At 72.4% G+C, this 23,629-nt stretch carries 16 protein-coding genes; 9 read left to right on the top strand and 7 right to left on the bottom strand.

Annotated features, from left to right (window positions below):
- Window positions 1–83: 83 nt before the first annotated feature.
- The 3 genes from ACIHAA_RS15925 to ACIHAA_RS15915 form a co-directional block, all read right to left on the bottom strand.
- Complete coding sequence (locus ACIHAA_RS15925) at window positions 84–2,159, bottom strand: FAD/NAD(P)-binding protein (protein WP_399817441.1); 2,076 nt, start codon at window positions 2,157–2,159, stop codon at window positions 84–86.
- Between the two features lie 83 nt (window positions 2,160–2,242).
- Entirely contained in the window at window positions 2,243–3,940 is a 1,698-nt protein-coding gene (locus ACIHAA_RS15920) for an alkaline phosphatase D family protein (protein ID WP_399817309.1), read from the bottom strand.
- 170 nt (window positions 3,941–4,110) lie between these two features.
- Complete coding sequence (locus tag ACIHAA_RS15915) at window positions 4,111–4,755, bottom strand: HNH endonuclease family protein (protein ID WP_399817307.1); 645 nt, start codon at window positions 4,753–4,755, stop codon at window positions 4,111–4,113.
- Window positions 4,756–5,153: 398 nt separating this feature from the next.
- On the opposite strand from ACIHAA_RS15915, the gene ACIHAA_RS15910 reads away from it, so the two are divergent.
- Window positions 5,154–5,735 carry a TMEM165/GDT1 family protein gene (locus ACIHAA_RS15910; RefSeq protein ID WP_399817305.1) on the top strand — a complete coding sequence of 194 codons (582 nt, stop codon included), beginning with the start codon at window positions 5,154–5,156 and terminating at the stop codon, window positions 5,733–5,735.
- 218 nt (window positions 5,736–5,953) lie between these two features.
- Window positions 5,954–6,616 (top strand): HAD-IA family hydrolase, encoded by a 663-nt coding sequence (locus ACIHAA_RS15905; RefSeq protein ID WP_399817303.1) that lies wholly within the window; start codon window positions 5,954–5,956, stop codon window positions 6,614–6,616.
- A gap of 14 nt (window positions 6,617–6,630) precedes the next feature.
- Here the strand turns inward: ACIHAA_RS15905 and ACIHAA_RS15900 are convergent, their stop codons facing one another.
- On the bottom strand, window positions 6,631–7,557 hold the full coding sequence (locus ACIHAA_RS15900; RefSeq protein WP_399817302.1) for a peptidoglycan-binding protein: 927 nt from the start codon (window positions 7,555–7,557) through the stop codon (window positions 6,631–6,633).
- 734 nt (window positions 7,558–8,291) lie between these two features.
- On the opposite strand from ACIHAA_RS15900, the gene ACIHAA_RS15895 reads away from it, so the two are divergent.
- The 3 genes from ACIHAA_RS15895 (at window position 8,292) to ACIHAA_RS15885 (ending at window position 12,071) form a co-directional block, all read left to right on the top strand.
- Window positions 8,292–10,475, top strand: coding sequence for a DHA2 family efflux MFS transporter permease subunit (locus ACIHAA_RS15895; RefSeq protein ID WP_399817300.1), 2,184 nt, complete (start codon window positions 8,292–8,294; stop codon window positions 10,473–10,475).
- 181 nt (window positions 10,476–10,656) lie between these two features.
- A complete protein-coding gene (locus ACIHAA_RS15890; RefSeq protein WP_399817298.1) occupies window positions 10,657–11,334 on the top strand; it encodes a hypothetical protein in 678 nt (225 codons plus the stop codon).
- Window positions 11,335–11,681: 347 nt separating this feature from the next.
- Window positions 11,682–12,071 carry a hypothetical protein gene (locus ACIHAA_RS15885; RefSeq protein ID WP_399817296.1) on the top strand — a complete coding sequence of 130 codons (390 nt, stop codon included), beginning with the start codon at window positions 11,682–11,684 and terminating at the stop codon, window positions 12,069–12,071.
- 74 nt (window positions 12,072–12,145) lie between these two features.
- Here the strand turns inward: ACIHAA_RS15885 and ACIHAA_RS15880 are convergent, their stop codons facing one another.
- On the bottom strand, window positions 12,146–12,553 hold the full coding sequence (locus ACIHAA_RS15880) for a DUF1992 domain-containing protein (RefSeq protein WP_399817294.1): 408 nt from the start codon (window positions 12,551–12,553) through the stop codon (window positions 12,146–12,148).
- Window positions 12,554–12,672: 119 nt separating this feature from the next.
- Here ACIHAA_RS15880 and ACIHAA_RS15875 point away from each other — a divergent pair, with 119 nt between their 5' ends.
- Window positions 12,673–13,068, top strand: a complete 396-nt coding sequence (locus ACIHAA_RS15875) for a hypothetical protein (protein ID WP_399817292.1) — start codon at window positions 12,673–12,675, stop codon at window positions 13,066–13,068.
- 64 nt (window positions 13,069–13,132) lie between these two features.
- Here the strand turns inward: ACIHAA_RS15875 and ACIHAA_RS15870 are convergent, their stop codons facing one another.
- Window positions 13,133–13,807 carry an O-methyltransferase gene (locus ACIHAA_RS15870; protein WP_399817290.1) on the bottom strand — a complete coding sequence of 225 codons (675 nt, stop codon included), beginning with the start codon at window positions 13,805–13,807 and terminating at the stop codon, window positions 13,133–13,135.
- 263 nt (window positions 13,808–14,070) lie between these two features.
- Window positions 14,071–15,444: an MFS transporter gene (locus tag ACIHAA_RS15865; protein WP_399817289.1), complete on the bottom strand. Its 1,374-nt coding sequence runs from the start codon at window positions 15,442–15,444 to the stop codon at window positions 14,071–14,073.
- 412 nt (window positions 15,445–15,856) lie between these two features.
- Here ACIHAA_RS15865 and ACIHAA_RS15860 point away from each other — a divergent pair, with 412 nt between their 5' ends.
- The 3 genes from ACIHAA_RS15860 to ACIHAA_RS15850 all read left to right on the top strand — a co-directional run bounded on the left by ACIHAA_RS15860 (window position 15,857) and on the right by ACIHAA_RS15850 (window position 23,589).
- A complete protein-coding gene (locus ACIHAA_RS15860; protein ID WP_399817286.1) occupies window positions 15,857–17,953 on the top strand; it encodes a bifunctional glycosyltransferase 87/phosphatase PAP2 family protein in 2,097 nt (698 codons plus the stop codon).
- Between the two features lie 225 nt (window positions 17,954–18,178).
- On the top strand, window positions 18,179–19,642 hold the full coding sequence (locus tag ACIHAA_RS15855) for a glycerophosphodiester phosphodiesterase family protein (protein ID WP_399817284.1): 1,464 nt from the start codon (window positions 18,179–18,181) through the stop codon (window positions 19,640–19,642).
- Window positions 19,643–19,695: 53 nt separating this feature from the next.
- Window positions 19,696–23,589: a polymorphic toxin-type HINT domain-containing protein gene (locus ACIHAA_RS15850; protein ID WP_399817282.1), complete on the top strand. Its 3,894-nt coding sequence runs from the start codon at window positions 19,696–19,698 to the stop codon at window positions 23,587–23,589.
- Window positions 23,590–23,629: the final 40 nt, after the last annotated feature.

The raw sequence follows: 23,629 nt of genomic DNA, 5'->3' as shown, positions 1-23,629 counted from the left end.
GTGCGGTCCGCGCAGGGACCGGCGTGGGGGACGGAAACCGACTGAGCCGCAAGGTTAGGTCGTCCTAACCAGTGCTTGCAAGTTCAACATTCAGCCAGGGTGCCGCTCCGTCTCCGCCCCGCCCGCGATTCCGCTTCCGCCCCGGCCGCGCGCAGCACCGCCCGGGCCACCGCGTCCGCGTCCGCCAGCGTCACCGAGTCCACACCGGGCCGGGCCCCCGCCGCGGTCACCCAGTGCACGCCCTCCGTGGGCACCCCGAAGGCGAAGCGGGACGGGTGCGCCGCCCCCCGGCGGTCGATCACGCGATACGGGCGCGGTGTCACATCCAGTCCTCCGGTTTCGTAGCCGCCGACGGCATGCGGGCGGCATCCGCCGGTGCCCAGCAGGTCGGCCAGGAGCGGGTCGGCGGTGCGGCGCAGGTCCGGCTCGGGCAGCCGGGCCTCCAGAAGGGTGCGGACGCGTACGGCCGAGCCCGGCACCTCGGGCGAGTGCGCGGTCCAGCCGCCGTCCTCGGCGCGCACCGTGAGGCGCGGCCCGAGGACCTCCAGCACTCCCGCCTCGATCAGGGCGGTCAGCTCCTCGATGCGCCGCCGGGGCGGACCGATCGACAGAAAGGCGTTGAGCGGGGTGTACCAGCGGTCCAGCTGGTCCCGGCGGGAGGTGCCGGACAGGCCGCCGTGGTCGATGATCAGCCGCAGCTCGTTGCGCAGGTCGCGCAGCACGTCCAGGGCGGCCTTGAGCGGGCCTCGGACATTGCCGAGGGCCGCCTGCGCGGCGTCCTCGCGGAGATGGCCGAGGAGCCAGCCCCGCCACTCGGCCGGGGACGCGAAGGTCCGGTCCGTGTGCGGACGTGCCACACGGTCCCAGTCCCAGCGGTCCGCGGGGGCGATGCCGTACGCCCCGAGGAGGTCCCCCTCGGCCGTCCCGCCGTGGGGAGCGGCGAGAAAACGTTCCCGGAAGCCGGGCCGTCCGGTGCCGCGGCGGGCCAGCAGGGCCTCGTAATAGACCGTTTCCACCTCCTTCGCCACCAACGGCCATATTTCCGCGGAGAAGTCCGGTGACTCCCCGGCTTCGGCGCGCTTGCGGAAGGCGGCGATCGTGTCGCCGGTCAGGAGCAGGGGGGTGTGGCGGCCGTAGGGGCCCTTCTCGTTGTCGCCGCGCGCCTGATGCGGGATCCCGCGGCGGGAGCCCGCGTAGAGCCGGGGCTCGCGGCCCGACGGACGGTAGCGCAGGCGCCCGTCGGGGGCACGGTCGAAGCGGCCGCCGCGCCCTGCGGTCAGCAGGGCCATGTGGTCGAAGAAGTTGAGGCCGAGTCCGCGCAGCAGCACCGGTTCGCCCGGCGCGAGCACGGTGAGGTCGATGTCCGCGGGGTTGGCCGGGGGGATGTGGCGCAGGCCGTGCCGGGCCGCGTGCGCGGTGTGCCGCTGCTGCTCGGGATCCGCGACCACGGGGAGGTGGCCCTGGGCGAGGACCACCGCGGACAGGCCGGTGAGGGTGCGGCCGGTGGACAGGGTGAGCGTCTGGCCGCCGTCGGGGGCGTCCCGCAGGCGTATCGCACGGGCGGTGTGCACCTCCACCCGTATCGCCTCCGGGGCGCCGTCCACCACCCGCGAGAACACCCACTCCAGATAGCGGCCGTACTGGGCGCGGGCCGGGTAGCCGTCCGGGTCCGTGGACAGGTCCGGGGACGGGTTCGGGGACAAGCCCGGGGACGGGTTCGGGGACAAGCCCGGGGACGGACGGCTGTCCGGGTCCGGGTGCGGACGGCCGTCCGGGTACGGGTCCGAGGGGCCGTCCGGGTGCGTCAACTCCCGGGTAGTGGGCGCCCGTTGCTCCTGCGCCCACTCGTACAGGCTCGGTCCGGGGCGGAGGGGTCCCGCGCACTCCACGCTCTCGTCGGTGAACAGCGTCACCTGGCAGGCCACCGTGTTCATCAGCAGTTCCGGGGGCTGCGCGGTGCGCCAGACGCGGCCCGGGCCCGGGGGCGCCGGATCGACCACGTGCACGGTCAGCCGCGCACCCCGCGGGAGCAGTTCCGTCGCGGAGGCGCACAGGCGCTCAAGGACGCTTGTGCCGCGTGGCCCCGCGCCGACGAGGGCGACGGAGACCGGCGCGGCGTCCGGGGACGCGGGGGGCGCATCCGTGGTCGAGGCAGGCACGGCGGAAGCCACAAAGGGTCACTCCTGGGCATGTGGGGGCGCAGGGCGGGGCACCGGGCGCGGGAAGCGGACGGTGCGCCTCATCATGCCTCCCCCGGTGGCGTCAGGGTCGACTCCCGTACGGTCTCGAGCCGGGCCGCGCCCGTTCCGCCGGTGCCGGTGCCGGTCCCGTCCGCGCCAGTGCCGTCCGTGCCCGTCTCGTCCGGGAGTGCCCGGACGACCCGCAGTGAAGCGGAACGTCCGCGCAGGGTCAGTGTCATCAGCTGGTTGCCGAACCAGGGGCCGCCCCGGCGGCGCCACTCGAAGCCGAGGGGTGCGGCCCGTCCGTGCCGCAGCAGAAGGCGGCCGAGGGCGCGGCCCGGTCGGCTCCAGCCGAAACGGAAGCCGAGCCGTATCGACAGCGGTACGGAGTTGTGGACTGGGGAGCACGTCAGCTGGAGGATCCGGGCGTCCGGGGAGCGGTCCGGCCACACGGGCTCCGCGAGGTACCCGTGGTGCACATCGCCGGACAGCACATAGACCCCGGCCGGTGCCCCCGGCCCGGTGGCCGCCTCCGCGACGAGGTCCGCCAGGGCTCTGAAGGACTCCGGGAAGGCGGACCAGTGCTCCAGATCGGCCTTCTGCCGCAGCCGTTCACCGAACCGGGCCCAGCGGTCGCCGCGAACGCCCCGGCACAGCTGGGCGTTCCAGGTCTCGGCGTCGTGCACCAGCCGGGGCAGCAGCCAGGGCAGCGAGGTGCCGATCAGAAGGTGGTCGCAGCCGTCGCGCGCACCGCGCACCTGCTCCTCGAACCACTCCGCCTCCGCCGGATCCAGCATCGCCCGCCCGTCCTCGTCGAGGACCCGGGCCGCCCGGGAGTCCACCATCACCACCCGGACGCGGCCGAAGTCACGGCGGTGGCTCCAGCGGACCGTTTCGGGGTGGGTGTCCGCCTGGGCCGCGTACGCCCGCAGCACGTCCGTGCCGTCCGGGGTCGCGCACACGGCGGCGTAGAGCGGGTCCGCGGCCAGCTCGGCGGGGGAGAGGTTGCCCAGGTGCTGGTGGACCCAGTACGCCATCAGGCCGCCGAGCAGCCGCTCGCGCCACCAGGTGGTCGCCCGCATTCCGGTGAGCCAGGCGGCGCTGGTGTTCCAGTCGTCGATGAGGTCGTGGTCGTCGAAGACCATCAGGCTGGGGACCGTGGACAGCAGCCAGCGGATCTCGGGGTCGAGCCATGACTCCCGGTAGAGCCAGGTGTATTCCTCGTAGTCGGCGACCTGGCTGCCCGGGGGGTCGTCCAGGCCCCGGCGCGCGGCGATCCGGTCGCTGATCGCGTCGGAGGTCTCGTCCGCGTACACCTGGTCGCCCAACAGCAGCAGTACGTCGGGCGGTTCGCTGTCCGGGTCGGCGGCGAGCCCGGCCGCCAGCGTGTCCAGCGCGTCGGGGCCGACCGGGTCCTTGCCGCCCGCGGGCGGGGCGGCCCAGCGGCAGGAGCCGAAGGTGACGCGGACCGTCTCCGGGTCGGGGGTGCGCAGGACGGAGGGCGGGAACGGCGAGCCGGGCAGCGGCCATACGGCGGTGCCGTCCAGCAGGACCTCGTACGTCTCCGCCCTGCCCGGCGCGAGTCCGGTCACCGGCACGATCGCGTAGTGGTGTCCGGCGATCTGGAAGGTGCGGGCGGTGCCGCGGGCGCCGGAGGCGCAGAGCACCTCGGCGGTGCACGGCCGGCTCGCCTCCACCCAGACCGTCGCGGACTCGCCGTCCGCGTATCTCAGCAGTGGTCCCAGGCGCAGTTCCGCCACCGCGATCCCCTCCTTCGTCGCCCCGTACGGTACGGAACGAACCGGGCGGGAGGGGAGGGGGCGGGAGGGGATGGGGGGATCGGGAGGAGATGGGGGGGGATCGGGAGGGGATGGGGCGGGGGACCGGCGGTCGGTCCCATGCGGGCCGCCGGTCCGTACCGGTCAAGGCGTCAGCAGCCGGACAGGTCGTTCTGGAGCGCGGTCTTCTCGGCCGGGTCGACGGAGAGGTTGTAGTAGTACTTCACCTGGACCCAGGCCCGCACATAGGTGCAGCGGTAGTCGGCCCGGGACGGCATCCAGGTGGCCGGGTCCTGGTCGCCCTTGGCCTGGTTCACGTTGTCGGTGACGGCGAGCAGCTGCGGGCGGGTGACGTCGTTGGCGAAGGCCTGGCGCTGGGCGGTCGTCCACTTGCTCGCGCCCGAGTCCCAGGCCTCGGCGAGCGGGACCAGGTGGTCGATGTCGAGATCGGAGGCGGCGGTCCAGGTCGCGCCGTCGTAGGGGGAGTACCAACTGCCGCCGGTGGCCGCGCAGGAGGAGTTGGTGGTCACGTTCGAGCCGTCGCGCTTGAGGATGTACTCACGGGTGTTGCAGGTGCCGCTGATGGTGATCCAGGTCGGGAACAGGTCGCGGCTGTAGCCGGTGCGGTTCTCCGCCGCCACGGTGAGCGAGGCGAGGTAGCCGCGGGCGGTGGCGCCGCTGACGGGGGTGGGGAGGGCCGCGGAGGCGGTCGGACCGTTGAACAGCCCGACGGAGGCTATGAGTCCGGTGAGGGCCGCGAGTACGCTGAGGCGTCCACGCGCGTAGAACCTGGTCATGTGAACTCCCATGTGGGGTGGGGGCGTTGAGGTTCGATCCAGCACACCGTCGCGGGGCCACATGGCCGGAAGGTGTGCCTGCGGTAAGAACTTAATGACGCGTTCATGACACGACAAGGGGTGTGACATGGCTTACGGGACCGGGGGTCTCGTACGGCGGTCGCGTAGCATGGAGGGCGCAGAAGGGGAGTAGCTCTTCGCCGGACCGTCGACACACTGCTCAGCACGTCTGAGCCGGCGCCCGGAGGCTGATCCTCGGTTGAGGACCGGCCAGCGAGACCTTCGGCAAGCAGTGCACACCCGTGCCCCATGGCAGGGGTGATCCGTGTGCTGCCGTGCCGAGGTGTCCGCGCAGATCACGCACTCTCGGCGGGGTGGCCCCGACCGATTGAGGAATCTTGATCAGCATCACCGTCCTGGCGCTTGTCTTCGGCGTCGTCTTCCTCGCCGAACTGCCGGACAAGACGGCTCTGGCCGGACTCGTCCTCGGCACCCGCTACCGCGCCTCGTACGTCTTCGCCGGTGTCGCCGCCGCCTTCCTGCTGCATGTCGTGCTGGCCGTCGCGGCGGGCAGTCTGCTGACCCTGCTGCCGCAGCAGATCGTGCACGCCGTCACCGGCGTGCTGTTCCTCGGTGGCGCCGCCGTGCTGCTGCTGAAGAAGGACGAGGACGACGAGGAGATCCGCCGGCCCGAGAACCAGACCTTCTGGAAGGTCTCCACGGCGGGCTTCATGCTCATCCTGGTCGCCGAGTTCGGTGACCTGACCCAGATCATGACCGCGAACCTCGCGGCCCGCTACGACGACCCGCTCTCCGTGGGCCTCGGCGCGGTCCTCGCCCTGTGGGCGGTCGCGGGGCTCGGCATCGTCGGCGGCAGGGCGCTGATGAAGCGGGTGCCGCTGAAGCTGATCACGAAGATCGCCGCGCTGCTGATGCTCGGGCTCGGGGTGTGGAGCCTTTTCGAGGCCGTGGCGGCGTGACGGGGGCCGCGGGGGCGGTCCGTTCCGGGTGGTTCCGCGGGGCGGCCCTGTCCTGGGTGGTCCCGCCGGGGGTTGGGGGTGGGGGGGCGCTGGCGTCCTGGCTCATCATTTTGTACCGTGGGGGAACAAAGTGGCTCCCGCCCGCCACCCCTGACCGGCGGGCGGGGCCGCCTTGTCCCTCCGGGGCGTATCCGGCCCCTTCCCAGCGCCTTGGAGCCATGCCGATGACGGCCACCGTTCTCACCGCCCGCGCCCTGCTGCTGGACATGGACGGCACCCTCGTCAATTCCGATGCCGTGGTCGAACGCTGCTGGCGGCGCTGGGCGGAGCGGCACGGGCTGAACGGCGACGAGGTCATGAAGGTCGTGCACGGCCGCCAGGGCCATGCCTCGATGGCGGTCCTGCTCCCCGACCGCCCCATGGAGCAGAACCACGCCGACAACGCCCGCATGCTCGCCGAGGAGACCGCCGACCTGGACGGCGTGATCGAGGTCCCCGGCGCCGCCGCGTTCCTTGCCTCCCTCGACGGACTGCCGCACGCCCTGGTGACCTCGGCGGACGTGGCGCTGTCCACCGCGCGGATGACCGCGGCGGGCCTGCGGCTGCCGGAACTGCGGATCACCGCCGAGAGCGTGGGCGCGAGCAAGCCGGACCCCGAGGGCTTCCTCAAGGCGGCCGCCGAGCTGGGTGTCGACCCGGGCGACTGCATCGTTTTCGAAGATTCTGGTGCCGGTATCGCGGCGGGGCGCGCTGCCGGGATGCGGGTGGTCGGCGTCGGCCCCCGGGCCGGTCTGCACCACCCCGACGCCCTGGTGGGCGACCTCACCGAGGTGCGTGTGGAGGCCCTGCCGGAGGCAACGGTCCGGCTGCACATCGGCTGAGCGGGCCGGAAGCGTCAACCGCCGCCGGTCTCCCACTCCAGCATGGCCCGCGTCTCCGGTCCGTAGACCCCCGGCGCGTCCTGGGTGACCCCGCGGGCGCGCTGATAGACGCGCACCGCGTACTCCACCTGGCCGTTGTACTCACCGTCGACGGGTCCGAGATACAGGTTCAGGCTGCGCAGCCGCCACTGGAGGTCCTGCACCCCGGGGCCCTCGTCGCCGGGGCGCAGCACCTGCGGCCGCAGCTGCTGGCCGCCGTGATTCTGGCTCGGCGAGGAGGAGGGTGTGGGCCGCGCGGTCGCCGAGCGGCTCGGGGACGGGGTGGCCGAAGGCGTCGGTGACGCGCTCGACGGCGAGGGTGAGGGCGACGGGCTCGCGCTCGGCGGGGCCACCGGCCGGGTGGCGGACGCCGACACGGGCGGTGTGGCCTCGGGCGCCGCGGGCGCGCTGTGCGACGACTCCTCGGGGACGCTCGCCCGCACGTCACCGGGCAGCGCGTCGTCCCGCTGCGGCGCGTGGTACGAGAGCAGCCACCCGGTGAGGGCCGCCGCTGTCGCCATCGCCGCGACCGCACCCCCGGCGGCCAGCAGCACGGTACGCCGCTTACGACCGGTCGGGCCGGTCGGGCCGGTCGGGCTGCCTGGGCAGCCCGGTGCGGCGGGGCCGGCCCGTACGGCGCCCAGCCGCATGGTCTCGTCCGCGGTCCCGCCCGGTGCGGCCCTCGGTCCCCTCGCGGGTCCGGCCGGTACGGCGCCGAGCTGCATGGTCTCGTCGGGGCCGCCGCCGGGTCCGGCTCCGGGGCCACCGCCAGGGACGGGCCCGGGGCGCGGGGCTTTCTCCGGTCCGGCCGGTACGGCACCCAGCCGCATGGTCTCGTCCGGCGCCCCGCCCGCTGTTCCGCCCGCCGCGGCGGTCCCGGGACGGGCGGCTCCCTCTGTCATATGCGGCAGCAGGGCGGTCTCGTCCGCCGGGCTCCCGGGCCGAGGTGTCCCGGAGCCCGGCGGAATGGGGGCGGTCCCGGAGGCCGGGATCGGAGCAGTCCCGAAGGCTGTCGGTATCGGGGTGGTCGGGGTGGTCCCGGACGCCGTCGGCATCGAGGTCGTCCCGTCCGCAGGCCCGGCGCCCCGCCCCGGTACCGCCGGACGGCGCAATGTACCGTCCGGCGCGGTCACTTCCCCGCGCCCGGGCGCCGCGCCCGTGTCCCCGCGCGTCCCGCTCGCGTCTCCGCGCCCGCGCGCCCCGCCCGCAGCCGTTCGGCCGTAGGACCCCCCGGCCGTCGTGGGACGCCCGGGGCGCGGCGGTGTGCCCCCCAGGTCCACATACGGCCGAATCAGCAGCGGGTCGAAGTCCCCCGCCGTTGCCGCCTCCGCCGTGCGGGCGTCCCGCAGCGCCTCGGATGCCCGCCTGGCACATCCGCAGGATGGAGTGCCGTCCGGCCGCCGCGGTGCTCTGCACTCCGGGCAGGCCCGTTCGTTCGATCCGGTCACGCGTGGGTCCCCTCCCCGACGAATTCCAGAAATTATGCAGATCTCTCTCACACAATCTCCCGGTAGCCCCCGGAAGCCCCGCTTCCAACCGGTATTCAACAGGCCATAACGGGGCACACCGCCCACGATGGGAGATGCACGATGGACGAGGTCCGCAGAGGTCGACGACCGTCCACGGGAGGCCCTTCATGAGCAGCGACGCGGAGAGCAGGACGGGCGAGACCAGGGAGGTGGCGGACGCGAAGGGCGCGACGGGCGCGGAGGGTGCGGCCGGAGCGGCTGAGGCGGTGGGTGCGGCCGGGGCGGACATTCCCGGCAGCGGGCCCATCGGCCTGCTCGCCGGGCGGCGCCCCGTGCCCCCCGACGAGATCGTCCACCGCGGTGTCCTGGTCTCCATCGGTGCGCTGCTGCTGGGCATGTTCCTGGCCGCCCTCGACCAGACGATCGTGGCCACCGCGCTGCCCACCATCGTCAGCGACCTCGGCGGCCTTCAGCATCTGTCGTGGGTGGTCACCGCCTATCTGCTCGCCTCGACCGCGGCCACTCCGCTGTGGGGCAAGCTCGGTGACCAGTTCGGCCGCAAGAAGCTGTTCCAGGGCGCGATCGTGATTTTCCTGGTCGGATCCGCGCTGTGCGGCACGGCGCAGAACATGCCCGAGCTGATCGCCTTCCGGGCCGTGCAGGGGCTGGGCGGCGGCGGGCTCATGGTGCTCTCGATGGCGATCGTCGGCGATATCGTGCCGCCCCGGGAGCGGGGCCGCTACCAGGGGCTCTTCGGTGCCGTCTTCGGCACCACCAGCGTGCTCGGACCGCTCCTCGGCGGACTGTTCACCCAGCATCTGAGCTGGCGGTGGGTGTTCTACGTCAATCTGCCGGTCGGGATCGTCGCCCTCGCTGTGATCGCGGCCGTGCTGCGCATCCCGAGGAAGTCGGAGCGCCATGTCATCGACTACCTCGGCACCTTCCTCATCGCCGCCGTCGCCACCTGCCTGGTCCTGATCGCCTCGCTCGGCGGCACCACCTGGACCTGGGACTCACCGCAGACCGTCGGCCTGGCGGTCGTCGGCGCGGCGATGCTCGTCGCCTTCGTCCTCGTCGAGCAGCGGGCCGCCGAACCCGTACTGCCGCTGAAGCTCTTCCGGGTGCGCACCTTCACCCTCTCCGCCGTCATCAGCTTCATCGTCGGCTTCGCGATGTTCGGCGCGATGACCTATCTGCCGACCTTCCTCCAGGTCGTCCAGGGCATCAGCCCCACCCTGTCCGGGGTGCACATGCTGCCGATGGTGGCCGGAATGCTGCTGTCGTCCACCGGTTCAGGCCAGATCGTCAGCCGCACCGGCCGCTGGAAGGTCTTCCCGGTGACGGGCACCGCGGTCACCATGATCGGTCTGCTGCTGCTGCACCAGCTCAACGAGTACACCAGCCCCGCCGAGATGAGCGTCTACTTCTTCGTCTTCGGCCTGGGGCTCGGCCTGGTCATGCAGGTGCTGGTCCTGATCGTGCAGAACGCCGTCAGCTACCGGGACCTGGGTGTCGCCACCTCAGGTGCCACCTTCTTCCGCTCCATCGGCGCCTCCTTCGGGGTGGCCGTCTTCGGCGCGATCTTCGCGAGCCGTCTCGGCGTCGAACTGTCCACGGCACTCGCCGGACACCCCCTCCCGGCGGGCATCACCCCGGACTCCCTGAAGGCCGACCCCCGTGGCATCGCGGCCCTGCCGCCCGGTGTGCGGCCCGCCGTCCTCCAGGCGTTCGCCTCCTCCATCACCGATGTCTTCCTCTACGCCGCCCCGGTCGCCCTGCTCGGCTTCGTCCTCGCCTGGTTCCTGCGCGAGGACAGCCTGCGCGGCTCGGTGACGGCGCCGGACGTGACGGAGACCCTGGCGAGCAACCCGGTGGAGCGCTCGTCGTACGACGAGGTGTGCCGGGCGCTGTCCGTGCTCGGTTCGCGGGAGGGGCGGCGCGAGATCTACCAGAAGATCGCCCAGCGGGCGGGCTACGACCTGCTGCCCGGCGCGAGCTGGCTGCTGCTGCGCATCAAGAAGTACGGCTGGGCCGAGCCCGCGGTCCTCGCCGAGCGCAGCACGGTCCCGCTGAACGTCATCCTGGAGGCCGCGCGGCAGGTGGAGGAGGAGGGGCTCGCGGTGCGCGAGGGCCTCGACCTGCTGCTCACCGAGCGGGGCCGCGAGGTCGCCGACCGGCTGTACCGGGCGCGCGAGGAGTCGTTGGCCGAACTGCTCGGCGACTGGTGGGGCCCGGACCGCCCGACCGATCTGCGGAGCCTGGTCCGGGAGCTCAACGCCGAGATGTGCGGCTGCGACGCGGAACGCCCGCACGACGGCACGGGCACCAGAACCCCCGGCCGGCCTCTCTAGGCGTCCGCGCCCTTCCGCGTCCTTCCGCGCTTCTCCCGCCTCCCCAGGCATCTCCAGGCCTCTCCCGTCTCCGCCGCGAGGGCGGCGCGGTGGCCGGGAATGGCGCGGCTCGTTTGGCGGCCGTCCTCCGGGCAACCCGGGCGGAAGACGGCCCGCCGGGCCGGGAGAGCGGAAGGCATCCATGTCCACTGGCCTGATCATCGCTTTGATCGTGATTGTGATTGTGGCGGCCGCCGTCGCGGGCGCGGCCGCCGTCTTCCCGCGTGTCCGGGGTGCGCGGGGCGGGCGGGGGCTGCGGCGCCGCTTCGGGCCCGAGTACGAGCGCGCTGTGGCCCGGCACGACGGTGACGCCAAGGCCGCCGAACGGGAACTCGCCGAACGGCTGCACACGTACGGCTCGCTGCGGGAACAGCCCCTCGGGGCAGCCGAGCGCGAGCGCTACACGGCCCGTTGGACGGCCGTCCAGGAGCGGTTTGTCGACTCCCCGGCGGATGCCGTGGCCGAGGCTGACCGGCTGCTCGCCGAACTGGCGGGCGCGGTGGGCTTCCCCGACGGCGGTCGCTACGAGGAGCAGCTCGACGCGCTGTCCGTCCACCACGCCGGTCATGTCCAGGGCTACCGGCGGCTGCACCAGGTGGCCCGGTTCCAGACCGGCGGGTCCGCTGACGGCGGCACGCACACGGAGGAGATGCGGGAGGCACTGCTGGAGGCGCGCGCGCTCTTCGAGGACCTCGCCGCCCCCGCGCGCCGACCGCGGGCCGAGGCCGGGAAGCAGGCTCCGGAGCACAGCGCCGGGCGCGGTCAGGGACCGGCGCGCCATCCGTGGGGCCTGCACAGGCAGCATGCGAAGGGGAGTTGAGGACGATGAGGGATCCGATGGCGGACAGGGGCGACGAACGCAGGGCCGAGGGCGAGGTGCCACCCGGGCGTCCCGAACGCCGGGACGCCGACGGCGTAGAGGCCGACATACGGTCCGAAGGGGCCACGCGTCGGAGGGACATAGGCTCGGAGGGGACCGACCCCCGGGACGCCTCCGATGTACGGACCGCGGGTGTCGGATACCGGGAGGAAGCCGATATGCGCTCCCGGGAGACATATCCCGAGGCCGCCGGTACGGGACCGGACACCGGTATGACACCGCACACCACCGGTATGGCGCCGGACACCGGTATGGCGCCGGAGACCGGCCGGAGCACGGAGGCCGGCATGAGGTACAAGGAGGCCCCCGGCGGAGCGGCGGCCGGACCCGGCAGGGCCGCGGCGGCCGGAACCGGAGGCGCCACGGCGGCCGGGGCCGAGGGTGCCGCCGGTCAGGTGCGGCTGCTGCCGCGGGACGAGTGCGACAGGTTCGCGGAGCGTCTGCGGCATGCGATCGGCGAATTCGTGGACGAGCCGCGGGACGCGGTCGAGGAGGCCGATCAGGTGGCCCAAGAGGTCGTCGCCCGGCTTTCGGAGGCCGTGGCCTCCCGGCGGCGGACCCTGAAGGCCTCGTGCCAGGGCTCGGGCGACGAGACACCCGCCGGTGCCGACACCGAACAGCTCCGCCTCGCACTGCGCGACTACCGCGTGACCGTGGAGCGGCTGCTCAATCTGTGAGACCGGCTGCGGAAGGGGCGGCTCCGGACCGCTGGGTCCGGGACCGCCCCTTCACCCGGCGGGAGAGCAACTCCTCAGCCGCCCGCCCGGGTCTCGCGCCACTGCCGTACGACATCCTCGATGTCGTACGGCTTGAGGCCCAGCGGCGGGCCGGGCGGCGGCTTGAACATCATGTCGCGGATCTTCGCGTTGAGCCCCTCCAGCATCCGCCGGACCGCCTGCTCGGAGGGTGCGGCCATGGCCGCGGTCAGGGTGTCCTCGGCCTCTTTGCGCAGGGCCAGCGTCGGCGGCAGGACGGCGAACCCCTCGCGGGCCATCTTCCGCTTGATCCACCACAGTTCGTCGTAGACCGTGTCGGTGACCGAGGGCGAGGGTTCCCCCGCACCGGGGAGGTCGGCGAATGCTCCGCGGTTCTGGGCGTCCCGGATCTGTTTGTCCACGAAAGACTCGAAGCTGACGCCGGGAGGCTTGCGCTCGGTCATGGCTCCATTGTGCCGGACGTCACCCGGCGCGGCGATCGCGCCAATTATCATTCCGCCCCGGAAGGCCAACCGGCCTTGCCCGTACGACACTTGAAGTGCCGCACCCAGGAGGAGCGCACGTGCTCGAACTCACCATGGCCTCGGTCTCCGGGGCGGACGCCGGGGCGACGGCCGGCATGCTGATGGCCGACGCGCCCAGCGACCCGGGAACCGTGCTGCGGGTGGGCCGGGACGCCTCCGTGTGCCGACTGGCAACCCCGGACGACTGGCTGTTCGTCTCGCGCGTCCACCTCGAATTCCTGTGCGGTCCGGAGGGTGGCTGGCAGGTGAGCTGGCTGCGCGGCTCCCTGGCCGAGCCGTCCTCCGAGGTGCTGCTGGCCCTGGCGGGAGGGCCCGCGCAGCCCCTGGCCTACGGCGGTACGGTCCCGCTTCCACGCGGCGGTTCGGGCGAAGTGGTCATCCGGGACCGCACCGCGCCACGCAGTGTCAACGTGGGGTTCTTCCACGAGACGTAGACCGCGTTTCCACGAGACGGAGACCGCGGTCCCTGAGGCGGAGACCGCGGGGGCGCGGCTGTCGTCAGTCCAGCACCCGTGCCAGCGCGAAGCCGTCGTGCCCCTTGGTGCCCACCGTCTGCACCGCCGTGCCGGACAACCTGGGGTGGGATGCCATCAGTTCGAGTGCGGCCCGGGTGCCCCGGACGCCCGGGTCGTCGCTGCCCCCGTCGGTGACCCGGCCGCCGCGCACCACATTGTCCAGGACGATCAGGCTGCCCGGGCGGGTCAGCTTGAGGGCCCACTCGACGTAGTGCGCGTTGTTGGCCTTGTCCGCGTCGATGAAGACCAGGTCGAACGGGTCCGGGTGCTCCTCCGCCAGCTTGGGCAGCGACTCCAGCGCGGGGCCGACACGGACCTCGGCGATCCGGTCCAGGCCCGCCCGCGCCAGATTGCCGCGGGCCACCTCCGCGTGGGTGGCGTCGTATTCCAGGGTGACGAGTCTGCCGTCCGCGGGGAGTGCCCGGCCCAGCCAGATCGTGCTGTATCCGCCGAGTGTGCCGATCTCCAGGACGCGGCGCGCCCCCTGGAGCTGGGCGAGGAGCTGGAGCAGCTTGCCCTGGTTCGGCGCGACGTTGATGGGCGGGAGTCCGGCCGCCTCGCTGTCCCGCAGGGCCGCGGCGAGCACCTCGTCGGCGGGGGAGAGAAGCGTGGTGAAGTACGTGTCGACGCCGTCCCAGAGTTCTTGCGCTGTGCTCATGCACCGTCCCTTTCGTGACTGGTTAGACCGTCTAACTAGCCTCGCTAAGGAATATAGCCGGGGCAAGGCGGGCTGTCAGGGCATTTTCCGGACGCCGTGCCCCTTGCCGCGGGAGGGCCGCCACGGCGGGACTCCGAGGCGCATGCGGCGGCGGGGCGCCCAGGGCGCAGACAGCGGGCGGGGGGGCGCATGCAGAAGGGCCGTGACCGGCACGCTGCCGGTCACGGCCCCTGGGAGAACCCGAGCCCTGTCCCCGTGTGGGCTCAGATGTTCGCGCGCTCCACCGCGGGAGCCGAGCCCGGCAGCGGGCGGCCCGCCGACTCGGCCATGAACCAGACCGCGGCGCCGCCGATCACGGCCGCGCCCATCATGTAGTACGCGGGCATCATCATGTTCCCGGTCGCGCCGATCAGTGCCGTCACCACCAGCGGCGTCGTACCGCCGAAGAGGGACACGGAGATGTTGAAGCCGACGGACAGCGAGCCGTAGCGGACCCGGGTCGGGAAGAGCGCCGGGAGCGCCGCGGGCATCGCGGCCGTGAAGCAGACCAGCAGCAGACCGAGCGCCGCCATGCCGAGCCCGACCGCGAGCAGGCTGCCCTGGCGTATCAGCAGCAGCGCCGGGATGGACAGGAAGAGGAAGCCCGCGCAGCCAGCGGCGATGACCGGGCGGCGGCCCACCCGGTCGGTCAGCGCGCCCGCGAACGGCTGCACCACCATCATCAGCGCCATCACACCGAGCACGACCAGCAGACCGTGGGTCTCGTTGTACTTCAGCTCGCTGGTGAGATAGCTCGGCATGTACGACAGCAGCATGTAGTCGGTGACGTTGTAGACCAGCACCAGGCCCATGCACAGCAGCAGCGCCGGCCACTGGCCGGTGATCATCTCGCGCAGCGGCACCTTGGGGTGGTCCTTGCCCGACTTGGCGGCCTCCGCCGTGAAGGCCGGGGTCTCCTCCAGGCGCATCCGCAGATACAGGCCGATGATGCCCATCGGGCCCGCGATCAGGAACGGCACGCGCCAGCCCCAGGTCAGCAGGTCGTCGCTGGACAGCAGCGCCGTCATCAGGGTGACCAGGCCCGCACCGCCGATGTATCCGGCGAGCGTGCCGAACTCCAGCCAGCTGCCGAAGAAGCCGCGCCTCTTGTCCGGCGCGTACTCGGCGATGAAGGTGGTGGCGCCCGCGTACTCACCGCCGGTGGAGAAGCCCTGGACCAGGCGGGCCGCCAGCAGCAGGATCGGCGCGCCGACGCCGATCGTCGCGTAGGACGGGATCAGGCCGATCGCGAAGGTGCCGCACGCCATCATGATCATGGTGAGGGCGAGCACCTTCTGGCGCCCGATGCGGTCGCCCAGCGGGCCGAACACCATGCCGCCGATCGGGCGGACCAGGAAGGCCGCGGCGAAGGCGCCGAAGGTGGACAGCAGCTGGGCCGTGGAGTTGCCGGAGGGGAAGAAGACCTTGCCGAGCGTCACAGCGATGTAGCTGTAGACGCCGAAGTCGAACCACTCCATCGCGTTGCCGAGCGCGGCGGCCTTGACGGCACGTTTGATCAGCTCGGGATCGGTGACGGTGGGCCCGGGGTGGGCCGGTGACTCGGATGCGACGGGTGCTGTGGGTGCGACGGTCGGCAAGATTCCGCTCGCCTGCCTTTCGACGGGGACAAGGACAGACCCGCCGCGTACGGCGGGTCGGGTGACTCCTGCCACGAAAGGCAAGGCCAAAACCGACCATAGGTGCATCTGTCGGTGTCGCGTAGGGTGAGGGGTCGACCGCGAGCCGTACATAAACGTGGTGTATGCAGGTAAGACGTCGGGTGGATGGGTGGCCGGTCTCCGTCGGGGATGTGACCCATCTCGCGTATCCCGGGGGAACCGCACGGGCCTTCGCCGGGATCGGCCGGACGAAAGCCGGGCGGACCTCAGGTGAAGCGGGGGTTGCCTGCGTCCCTCCACGGGGGTGCTGCGACCCTCATGGGTACGGACAGGTGTCTACGCGGGGAACACAAGGGACGTACGGGACAAACGGGGCGGGAGGCCGCGGGGCGTGGCGAACGTGGAGCACAGCGGGCAGATGGCCGGTGCCTACGGGGCGGGCAGCCCCCCTCAGGAGACCTCGCGGCTGAGAGCGGCCCGGGCCGGCCTCTGGCTGATCGCCGCGGTGCTCGCCGTACGGCAGGTGGCGGCCGTCCTCGGCGCACCCCGGGGCGAGCGGCTGACGGACCTGGAGACCTGGGTCGGACCCAACGGGGTCCTGCACGTCAACGGGTCGCTCTACGACTCGACGCACTTCACCGGCACCCCCTTCGCCGGACTCGTCCTCAAGCCCCTCACCCGGGCCGCTCAGCAGGCCCTCGGCTGGGGCTGGACCTTCGGCACCCTGCTCCTGGTCGTCGCGCTCGGCCTGATCGCCGCCCGCGCCCTGCCCCAGCCGGTGACCCGGCGCAGCTCCCTGCTGGCCGCGCCCGTCGCGATCAGCCTGCTGATGCTGTCGCTGCCGGTGCGCAACGCCCTCTATCTCGGGCAGACCAGCATCATCCCGGTCCTGCTCGTGCTGCTCGGCTGCCTGGCCGTGCGCGGGCAACGGGCCGGGGGGCTGCTGATCGGCGTCGGTGCGGCGCTCCAGCCGACCGTGCTGCTGTTCGCGCCCCTGCTGTGGTTCACCGGCCGCCGCCGCGCCGCCGTCTGGTCCGCGGGCACCTTCGCCGTGTGCACCGTGCTGGCCTGGGCCGCGATGCCGCACGACTCGTACACCTACTGGGTGCACCATGTGGCCGGTACCGGACTCGGCGGCAAGGCCGACGACCACACCAACCAGTCCCTGCACGGCGCCCTGCTCCGGCTGGGCCTGGCCGGGCCGCTGGAGATCGGCCTGTTCCTCGTGCTGGGCGCCGCCCTCGCGGTCGTCGGACTGCGCCGCGCGGTGCGGTACGCGCGGGACGGGCAGCTGCTGCTCGCCGTGGCCGTCACCGGCTGTGTGGCGGTCGCCGTCTCGCCGACGAGCTGGCAGCACGAGCTGCTGTGGGTGCTGCTGGCGGTCGTCGGCCGGGTCGGCACCCGGGCCAAGGACCGCTATGTCTGGCCGGTCGCCGTCGTCCTGGTGATGACGCTGCCCGCGAAGATGATGCTGCCCAACATGGCGCTGGTCGAGCCGCTGCGCGACAACCTGGTGCTGCTGGCCGCCCTCGCGGCCGCCGCCTTCGTGCCGTTCCTGCCCCGCACCTCCCCCTTCTACCGGGCCCCCGTGCCCACCGAGTACGCGGCTGCCGCCCCCTCCCGGCCGCGCCGCGTCCCGCAGCCGCCGTTCCTGCGCCGGGTCCTGGCCCGTCCCAACCTGCTGCTGGAGCTGCTGCTGATCCGGGTCACCTACGCCGCCTACTCACAGGTCCGGCTCGCGGCGACCGGCGGTGAGAACTCGGCGGGCCGGGCCACCGCCGAGCACCACGGCAACCAGGTCCTCGCCCTGGAGCGGTTCCTCGGCATCGACATCGAGCACGGGATCAACCACGCCGTCGTCAAGGTCGGCTGGCTGCGCGACTTCTTCGACTTCTATTACGAGTCCTTCCACTTCGTCGTCCCGCTGACCGTGCTCGCCGTGCTCTACTGGCGCCGCCCGGCCGACTACCGGTGGGCGCGCTCGGCCCTCGGCTTCGCCACCCTGTTCGCCCTGGTCGGCTTCTGGCTCTACCCGCTGGCCCCGCCGCGGCTGATGCCGCACCTCGGCATCATCGACACCGTGCACGGCGTCCAGGACTTCTCCAAGCCCGACTACGGCACCCTGACGGCGCTGACCAACCAGTACGCGGCGATGCCCTCGCTGCACTTCGGCTGGTCCCTGTGGTGCGGGCTGACCATCGCGATCCTGGCCCCCAAGTGGTGGATGAAGGCCCTCGGTCTGCTGCACCCCCTGTTCACGGTCTCGGCGATCGTGGCGACCGGCAACCACTGGGTGCTGGACGCCGTCGGTGGCGCGACGGTGGTGGGCGCGGGCTTCGCCCTGACCCGTCTTCTGTGGGGCCCGCGGACGGTGACGGAGCCCCGGGGCGGGATCCGGCTTCCGCGGAGCCGCACCCCGGACGAGAACACCGGCGGCGAACGGGAGAAGTCCGCCTCCACGCAGGGTCCGACTGTGGACCAGCTGTGAATTCGGTGAACATCGGTTAAAGTTCGTCAAGTTCTTACCATCACGGGGGGCATGAGGATGGGGCGGCGCGGCATGCCCGCACGGGCGGCGACCGGGGTCATGGTGCCGACGGCGGCAACGACCCCTGCCTGAAAGCCGCTCACCCTCCCTCACTCCCTCTCTCTCCCTTTCTTTCGGCGCCCCATGTCCATGTGGTGTGCCGTCGGGACCATTTGAGGACAACAGATGAAACTGCGTGGCAGATTCGCGCTGCCGCTCGTCGTGATGACGGCCTCCGCCGCGATCCTCGGCGCCACCGCACCGAACGGCTGGGCGGCAACGGCCGCTCCGCCGGTCCCCCTCAAGCCGAACCTCGTCCCGCGGGCGGCCTTTTCCCTCGACGAGCGCGCGGGTACCGCGCGGGTGAGCGGCGGCCCGGGGCAGGAACTCTCGGCCCAGGTGGCAGGGGGTGCCCGGCTCGGCGTCGCGGGCAAGGTCCGCACCGGACTCCAGCTGAACGGCAGGACAGCGTTCGCGGCCACGGCGGGACCGCTCCTGGACACCACCAAGTCGTTCTCGGTGTCGGCCTGGGTGCGACTGGACGACAAGAAGTCCAACTACACGTTCCTGTCGCAGGCGGGGACGCGGGCCAGCGGCTTCCAGCTCTACTACTCGACGTACTACGACAGCTGGGTGTTCAACCGGCACATCAAGGACACCGACGACACCGGCATCGTACGGTCGGTCGGCGCGGAGAAGGCGCGGACCGGGGTGTGGACGCAGCTCACCGGGGTGTACGACGCGTCCGCGAAGAAGATCCAGCTCCTGGTGAACGGCAAGCCCCAGACGGCGGCTTCGTTCACCACGCCCTGGCAGGCGAAGGGCGCCCTCCAGATCGGACGGCTGCGTTACCGGGGCACCTTCCAGGAGTACGCCGCCGCGACCGTGGACGACATCCGCGTGTCCGAGCAGAGCCCGGTCGCCGACTGCTCCGGCACCCGCGACATCGGGCACCGCGGCGCACCCGGGCTCGCCCCGGAGAACACGGTCGCCTCCTTCGAGGCGGCGGCCGCCCACGGCGCCGACTACGTCGAGACGGACGTGCAGTTCACCAAGGACGGCCAGCCGGTCATCATGCACGACGAGACCGTGGACCGCACCACCAACGGCACCGGACGCGTCGACCAGCTCACCGCCGAGCAGATCTCCCGGCTCACGATCAAGGGCGGCGGACGCGTCCCGACCCTGCAACAGGCCCTGGCCGCCGTCCGGCCCCGTTCGGTCCGCCTCCTGCTGGAGATCAAGGGCCCGCAGACCCGGGCGTCGGTCGACTACGCCCTGCGGCTGGTCTCCGAGGCCGGGATGACGGACCGTACGGTGCTCCAGTCCTTCGACGAGGACATCGTGCGGAACGCGGCGGCCTCCCCGTACCGGACCAAGGTCGCCCTGCTCCGGGACGCCCTCGACGCGGATCCCGTGGCCACTGCCCGCGCGTTCTCCCTCTCCGCCTACGCGGTGAACTTCACCAGCCTCGCGGCCCACCCCGAAGCGGTGCGCCTGCTCCGGGCGGCCGGTGTCCAGACCTTCGTCTGGACGGTCGACGGCGACACCAAGTGGAAGACCGCGACGTCCTTCGCCGTCGACGGGGTCATCACCAACACGGCCGACCAGTTCTTCCAGTGGCGGAAGCAGAACTGCGCACGTAAGTGACCCGACGGGCACGGCGACCACCAACGGTCCACACACTTGGAGAAGGAGAGACATTGGCAACCGGATTCCGGGCGGTGCCAGGCCGGCGTGGCATAGCGGCCACGCTGATCGCTCTGGCGCTGCTGCTGGGCATGGACATACAACCGGCAGCTGCTGACGACCTGCCGGACTACAACCGGGCGGATGTCCTGGAGGCCTGGAGATACGGCGGCCCGGGCGTGCAGCGTGCGGCCGCGGCCGCCCTCACCGGGTCGGACGAGGACGTCCAGATATTCATGGGCCAGGACCTCCCGGTCATCTGGGAGGAGGACCTGCGGGTTCAGGTCGCCCAGGTCATGGCCATCGGCGGCCCCGGCGTGCGGGCGGCGGCCAACACCGCGCTGAACGGTGGAGCGGCTCAGCTCAAGGACTTCCTCAACAGCGGCTTCGAGGCGCCCTACGACGAGGATCTGCGGGTTCAGGTCGCGCAGATCATGGCCAACGGCGGCCCGGGCGTGAAGGCCGCGGCGGGCACGGCGCTCGACGGAACGCCCGACGACCTGCGGGCGTTCATCGAGGAGGGCCAGTTCCGGCCGCGCGAGGACGACAACCGGATCCAGGTGCTGCGCCTGATGTCGGCGGGCGGCCCCAACGTCAAGCAGGCCGCACAGCAGGCGATGGACGGTACGCCCGAGGACGTTCAGGCATTCCTGGACGACGGATGGCAGATCGCCTCCGCCCGGGACCAGGAGACGCTGACGGTCTCCCAGCTGGCCGATCTGGCCGACCACGCCCAGAAGCAGGCCAAGGAGCTGACCGACAAGGCCAAGGAGGAGGCGGCCAAGGCAGCGGCGGCCACCAAGCAGGCCATGGCGGCGGCACAGGACGCGGCGCGGGAGGCACAGGCGGCGAAGTCCTCCGCGGGCAGGGCGGCCGCGGCCGCCTCGCGTGCGGCGGCGGCCGCGGACCGCGCGGCTCAGTCGGCCCGTACGGCGGTATCGGCCGCCGCGGCGGCGAACTCGGCCGCCCGGGTGGCCGCCAGTGCCGCCGCGCAGGCGGCGTACGCCGCGGGCCGCGCGGGCAGCGCCGCGTCCTCGGCCAGGTCGGCCGCCGCGGCGGCGGCCGGTGACGCCACCCGGGCCAAGCAGGCCAGGGAGACGGCGGAGAACGCGCGCAAGGCCGCCGCCGGGGCCCGGAAGGCTGCGGACGCCGCCGACCAGGCCGGTATCGCCGCCGACAACGCGGCGAAGGCCGCCGGAGATGCGGCCAGCGCCGGAATGAACGCTGCCGCGGCCGCGGCAGCGGCGGCCGATGCGGGCCGCTGGGCCGGAGAGGCCGGTTCCAAGAGCACCGAGGCACAGCAGGCGGCGGCCCGGGCCCAGCGGCTGGCCGACCAGGCCACGCGGGCGGCCAACGCCGCGCAGGCCAACGCCAACCAGGCCGCGACGGCGGCACGGCAGTCGCGCAACGCCGCCAATGCGGCCGCCGCGCACGCCGAGGCCGCGGCGACGGCGGCGGACAAGGCCGCCGCCGAGGCGGGCAAGGCGGTGGACGCGGCCAAGAACGCCACGGCGGCGGCCAACGAGGCGACTCGGGCCGCCGACGACGCGCAGACCGCGGCGGACCAGGCGGCAGGCGTGGCCGACCTGGCCCGCAAGGCGGACGCCGAGCGGCTGGCCGAGCAGCAGGACGAGGACGTGCTTGCCGCCGAGGAGGCGAACAGGGAGCACGAGACGCAGGTGGCCCAGGCCCAGTGGGAGGCCGGCCGGATCCAGCAGTTGGACGCCGAGACCCGGCAACTGGTGCAGGACGCCGCCGCATCGACCGACCCGCAGGTCACGGCGGCGAAGGGCCGACAGGCGGCCGTCAATATGCTCTCCAGCGGCGGCTCCTGGGTCCAGAGCGCGGCGGAGACGGCCGTGACCGGCACCGACGCGGATGTGGCCGAGTTCGTGCGCACGGACCTGAACACCGCCCTGGAGCAGGACGACCGGGCGAGCGTGGCGCACATCGCCGAAACCGGTGACAAGCCCGCCCAGCGGCAGGCCGCACTGGATGTGCTGGACAAGCCGGTCGACCAGGTCCGGGAGTTCCTGCGCACCCGCGCCTACCCGGGCAAGGAGGACGACGACCGGGTCGCCGTCGCGCAGCTCATGGCCCAGGGCGGCCCCGGGGTGAAGGCCGCGGGCAGCAAGGCGCTGGACGGCACCGCCGCCGATGTGCAGACGTTCCTGGACACCGGCCAGTACACGGCACGCGAGGACGACGACCGGGTGGCCGTCGCGCAGGCCCTGGAGCAGGGCGGTCCCGAGGTGAAGGCCGCCGCGCAGGCCGTGCTCAGCGGGCCGCCCGCCGGGCTGCGTCCCTTCCTCCAGGTCGGCCTGTACCGGGCGAAGCAGCGTGACGCCAACGCGGCGGCGCACATCGCCGAGATCAACACTCTGCTGCTGGCCGCCTACAAGTCGGCGGCGCTCGCCCACAAGGACGCCGCCGACGCGCAGAAGGTGGCCGCCACCGCACGCAAGGACGCCACCAAGGCCACCGAGTGGGCGACCAAGGCGAACCAGTCCGCCAAGCAGGCGTCCGACTACTCCACGCAGGCCAACAAGTCGGCGAACGACGCGGCTGCGTCCGCCGACCGCGCCGCCGAGTCCGCCAGGACCGCCAGGAACGCGGCCGCGGCGGCCCAGAAGGACGCCCAGTCGGCCGCCCGTTCGGCGGAACAGGCCCAGCACTCCGCGAGTCTCGCCAATGGCTACGCCTATCAGGCCAACATCTCCGCCTACCAGGCCGGGGAGTCCGCCGAGGCGGCGGGCAAGGACGCCGTGGCAGCCGCCCAGGCCCGGTCGGAGGCGATGAAGATCGCGGCCGACAAGCTCGTGGCGGAGCTGAAGGCACAGGTGCAGCAGGAGGCGAAGAATCCGAGCAAGCCGATCTCGGACGCGGAGCTGAGGACGGCGCTCGAGAAGCGCTTGTTCGAGTTCCGCAGGGAACACGCATTCAACGGCGACATCAAGGCGGGCGACACCGTCCTGGTGTGCGGCGGTGACGGGGCCGGTGGCATGGGCTGCATCACCAGCACCTACCTCGACCGCCTGGTCGCCTGGTACCTGGGAGTCGACGAGATCCAGAAGTGCCTGGACAAGTTCGACACCTCGTGCATGAAGGACCTGGCCCTGAGCGCGCTCAAGATGAAGCTGCTCAGGAAGACGCCGTGTGCGAAGAACAGCTTCGTGCCGGGCACCCGGGTCCTGATGGCCGACCGCCGCACCAAGCCCATCGAGGACGTCCGCGTCGGCGACCGTGTCCTGGCCACCGACCCCGGGTCGGGGCGCACCGAGGCGGAACCCGTCCAGGCGACCATCACGGGACAGGGCACCAAACAACTCGTCGACGTCACGGTGTCGGCACCGCGGACAGGAGTCCGTGGATCGGTCACCGCCACGACGGCACACCCGTTCTGGGTCGGGGGCACCACCAGGGCCTGGGTCGACGCCGGTGATCTCCGGCCCGGCCTGCCGCTGAGGACGGCCTCGGGCGCCTCCGCCCGGGTCGCGGCGGCGACGTACCGGGCAGCGGCGGATCAGCGTGTCCACAACCTGACGGTCGCCGAACTGCACACGTATTACGTGCTGGCGGGCACCACCCCGGTTCTGGTCCACAACAACCGCTGTCCCAACGGCCGCCTGTCGGACAAGCTCCCGAAGGGCATGACCAACGAGATCGCGGATGCCTACGACTCCTACAAGCGGGGCGAGCTGGTCTCGCACGACGTCTACCAGGGGCGGGAATGGCCCAAGTGGGAGGGGGCCAAGGAGTACGCGGTTCCCGGTGGCTCGGACAGGGAGAGAATCCTGGTCAAGACGCTGCCCAACGGTATCGAGGTGATCGGGTGGACCTCGACCCACTACGAGAAGATCCAGCGTTTCACGGCCCCGCATTTCCCTGACTGGGGCTGGACCAAGTAAGTCGGGGAAGGAAGGAACGCCCGTCGAGCCGCAGCCGCAT

Origin of the sequence: Streptomyces sp. NPDC052040 (assembly GCF_044548405.1) — a bacterium.
Taxonomy (GTDB): domain Bacteria; phylum Actinomycetota; class Actinomycetes; order Streptomycetales; family Streptomycetaceae; genus Streptomyces.
This window is presented reverse-complemented; position numbering and strand designations above follow the sequence as displayed.

Excerpts from the sequence above, each read along its gene's own strand:
- ACIHAA_RS15900 (WP_399817302.1), bottom strand. The coding sequence starts at position 7,557 with ATGACAGAGGGAGCCGCCCGTCCCGGGACCGCCGCGGCGGGCGGAACA.
- ACIHAA_RS15905 (WP_399817303.1), top strand. The coding sequence starts at position 5,954 with ATGCCGATGACGGCCACCGTTCTCACCGCCCGCGCCCTGCTGCTGGAC.
- ACIHAA_RS15890 (WP_399817298.1), top strand. The coding sequence starts at position 10,657 with ATGTCCACTGGCCTGATCATCGCTTTGATCGTGATTGTGATTGTGGCG.
- ACIHAA_RS15855 (WP_399817284.1), top strand. The coding sequence starts at position 18,179 with ATGAAACTGCGTGGCAGATTCGCGCTGCCGCTCGTCGTGATGACGGCC.
- ACIHAA_RS15885 (WP_399817296.1), top strand. The coding sequence starts at position 11,682 with ATGAGGTACAAGGAGGCCCCCGGCGGAGCGGCGGCCGGACCCGGCAGG.
- ACIHAA_RS15880 (WP_399817294.1), bottom strand. The coding sequence starts at position 12,553 with ATGACCGAGCGCAAGCCTCCCGGCGTCAGCTTCGAGTCTTTCGTGGAC.
- ACIHAA_RS15895 (WP_399817300.1), top strand. The coding sequence starts at position 8,292 with ATGAGCAGCGACGCGGAGAGCAGGACGGGCGAGACCAGGGAGGTGGCG.
- ACIHAA_RS15870 (WP_399817290.1), bottom strand. The coding sequence starts at position 13,807 with ATGAGCACAGCGCAAGAACTCTGGGACGGCGTCGACACGTACTTCACC.
- ACIHAA_RS15915 (WP_399817307.1), bottom strand. The coding sequence starts at position 4,755 with ATGACCAGGTTCTACGCGCGTGGACGCCTCAGCGTACTCGCGGCCCTC.